Genomic DNA, 1,617 nt, shown 5'->3' on the forward strand with positions numbered 1-1,617 from the left:
AGCCGCCCAAGGCGACCTTTGTCACGAGGCTTCAGATCAGCCGGTTACCCAACCAACCTGCTCGTCAGCTACCAGACTTATCGACAATTATCCGGGTGGATTCCTCCTCCACTGGTGACACGCGCCCTTCGGGGCACACAGCGAAATCCGGGGACCGGTCCCGCACTACGCTCCGCTCCATGCGGGCTACGCTGAACTGCCGCGCGCGTTCCGCGCCTTGCTGGCAGGCTGCGGCAAGACTAGGCTCCCTCCCCGCAACAACGATGTTCGGAGAGATTTGCTATGTCACCAGCGGAAGCGCGCCTGAAAGAAGTGCCGTCGAACATGACGGAGGCCGAGTGGCAGCAACGGGTCAATCTGGCCGCCTGCTATCGTCTCGTCGCGCTGTACGGCTGGGATGATCTGGTCGACACCCACATCTCCGCGCGCGTGCCCGGTCCCGAACATCACTTCCTCATCAACCCTTACGGGCTGATGTTCGACGAGATCACGGCGTCGAGCCTGGTCAAGGTCGACCTGCACGGCAACCAGCTCTCCGAGAGCGAGTACAGCATCAACCCGGCCGGCTTCACCATCCATTCGGCGATCCACGAGGTGCGCGAGGACGCGATCTGCGTGCTGCATCTCCACACCCTCGATGGCACCGCGGTGTCAAGCAGCGCCGAAGGCCTGTTGCCGCTGAACCAGACTGCGCAGCTCGTCACCCACGATCTCGCCTACCACGACTATGAAGGCATCGCGCTCGACCACGACGAGCGGCCGCGGCTCCAGAGGGACCTCGGCGACCACAATCACATGGTTCTGCGCAACCATGGCACGCTGACGGTCGGCCGCTCGGTCGCCTCTGCCTTCGAGCGCATGTATCACCTCGAGCGCGCCTGCTCGATGCAGGTGCGCACGCGCGCGCTGGGCACGCCGGTCTATCCGGTCGAGGATATCGCTATCGACAAGAACACCGAGCTGCTCGCCAACCGCGACCGCGCCGAGCTGCGCGCGACCAACCTGGTGTGGCCGCCGCTGCTGCGCAAGCTGGACCGCGAACTTCCGGGCTACCGGTCTTGAAATTTTCGGGATTTTGTGTAGGGTAGCTGCAACACCCTCTACACGTTCTGGAATGAAACGCCGCCCAATTCCGGGCGGCGTTTTTGTTTTGGGGCGGTCGTCACGCCCGTCATTGCGAGGAGCCCTTGCGACGGTCGCGGTAGGGACGCTCATTGCTGAGCGCCCCCCGCACAGATCCGTACGTGCGGCTTTCCCGCATACGGCTCCCACCTCGGGTGAGTGACGGCGAAGCGTGCTCGCGGCCAAGGATGACGGATGTTGGGCCTGGGGAGGCAGTCACAGGCGAGGCGACTGATCGTCTCCCACCTCATGCCATCGGTCTGGCTGCGGCGCCGGAGCGTGCGAAGAAGCGGAAGGCGCTGAGCGCCCGACTGTTGGTCGGCACCGCATGGTCGTTGAAGTAGCCGGTGACGACCTGCCGCAGCCATTTACCCTGTTCGAGAACTGGCTGATGCATGCGCCGTCGCAGCTCCCGCTTCACGGCTTTCAACTTTGCCCGCATGCGATCGCGGCGAGACTTGCGCCTGATCTGGAACTCGCCTCGTCTGGATCGGC

1 protein-coding gene and 1 pseudogene are annotated in these 1,617 nt (G+C 64.0%); one reads left to right on the plus strand and one right to left on the minus strand.

What is annotated here, in order from left to right; genetic code table 11:
- The first annotated feature begins 282 nt into the window (after positions 1 to 282).
- Positions 283 to 1,062, plus strand: a complete 780-nt coding sequence (locus IVA82_RS43200; protein ID WP_247387816.1) for a class II aldolase/adducin family protein — start codon at positions 283 to 285, stop codon at positions 1,060 to 1,062.
- A 307-nt stretch (positions 1,063 to 1,369) separates the two neighbouring features.
- Here IVA82_RS43200 and IVA82_RS43205 read toward each other — a convergent pair.
- Positions 1,370 to 1,617: pseudogene (locus IVA82_RS43205) on the minus strand (hypothetical protein); the annotation flags it as partial.

This window comes from Bradyrhizobium sp. 142 (assembly GCF_023074015.1).
Classification (GTDB): Bacteria; Pseudomonadota; Alphaproteobacteria; order Rhizobiales; family Xanthobacteraceae; genus Bradyrhizobium.